The sequence below is a fragment of the Arthrobacter sp. TB 26 genome (assembly GCF_000427315.1).
Classification (GTDB): domain Bacteria; phylum Actinomycetota; class Actinomycetes; order Actinomycetales; family Micrococcaceae; genus Arthrobacter.
This window is the reverse complement of the sequence record NZ_AUPJ01000105.1, coordinates 1-1,131: the sequence shown is the minus strand read 5'-3', so window position 1 is coordinate 1,131 and position 1,131 is coordinate 1. Positions and strand designations below refer to the sequence as shown.

Sequence of the window (1,131 nt, the reverse complement as noted above, 5' to 3'; positions counted from 1 at the left end):
CGCGCCGTACCGCTCGGCCGGCGGCACCGCGACGCGGGTGCTGTCCGAAAGCTTCGGAACCCTTGCGGACCGGCCCAATTCGATCGACATTGAGCTCCGGGCATCCTGGACTCCGGCCAGCCCTGACATCACCTCACACCTCGAGGCGTGGTCCGACATGGTCTGCACCTTCGCGGGCCTTCCACCGCTGCCCGAAGGCGTCACGCCGCTGCCGCGCCGGCGCCGCGGACAGGCCTGAAATGGGAGCTGGTTGGGGATCGCGACAGATGGGCAACCCGCTCCGTTTTGGCGGATGCGCGGCCCGCAGCACTGTGTTGTCGCTAAACTGAAGTCATCATGACCCCTCATATTCCGGAAATCACCGCCGCGGGCGCGGCCACCAACACAGCTCAAAATAAGACAGAGGCCGCCGACACCACAGCCCACATCGCGGTGGACGGCTTCGACAGCCTGGTTCCCGAGGTGATCGACCTCGATGCCCCCCGCGACGGTGTGCCGCTCGTCATTGAAACCCGGTCCGGGCTGGAACGCTGCGCCGAGGCCCTCGCCGCAGGCCACGGCCCCGCAGGGGTGGACGCCGAACGCGCCTCCGGTTTCCGCTACGGCCAGCGCGCGTTCCTGGTCCAGATCCGCCGTGAGGGCTCCGGCACCTGGCTGATCGATCCGGAACCCTTCGGGGACCTGGGCATCATCAATGACGCCCTGCGCGGCGTCGAATGGATCCTGCACGCCGCCAGCCAGGACCTGCCCTGCCTGTCCGAGCTCGGCATGTGGCCGGACAGACTCTTTGACACCGAACTCGCCGCCCGCCTCGCCGGGCTGCCCCGCGTGGGCCTCGCCGCCGTGATCGAACAGCTCCTGGGCTTTGGCCTCGCGAAGGAACACTCCGCCGCCGACTGGTCCACCCGCCCGCTGCCGGAACCCTGGCTGCGCTACGCCGCCCTCGACGTCGAGGTCCTTACCGAGCTCCGCGAGGAACTCATCGAGCTGCTCGTCGCCGACGGCAAGCTGGACTTCGCCGAACAGGAATTCGCCGCCATCCTGGAGGCCGGCCAGGCGCCGCCGCGCGTCGACCCGTGGCGCAAGACGTCCGGGCTCCACCAGATCCGCGACCGGCGCCAGCTGGCCGCG

At 69.5% G+C, this 1,131-nt stretch carries 1 protein-coding gene and 1 pseudogene (1 of these 2 only partly in view); both read left to right on the top strand.

Translation table 11 applies throughout. From position 1 onward, the window contains the following. Positions 1-238, top strand: a pseudogene (locus K789_RS0103030) (DUF3000 family protein); its annotated part reaches 128 nt to the left of the window's first position; the annotation flags it as partial. A gap of 98 nt (positions 239-336) precedes the next feature. Continuing rightward, a partial coding sequence (locus K789_RS0103025; protein WP_024365455.1) for a ribonuclease D occupies positions 337-1,131 on the top strand: 795 nt, incomplete at its 3' end.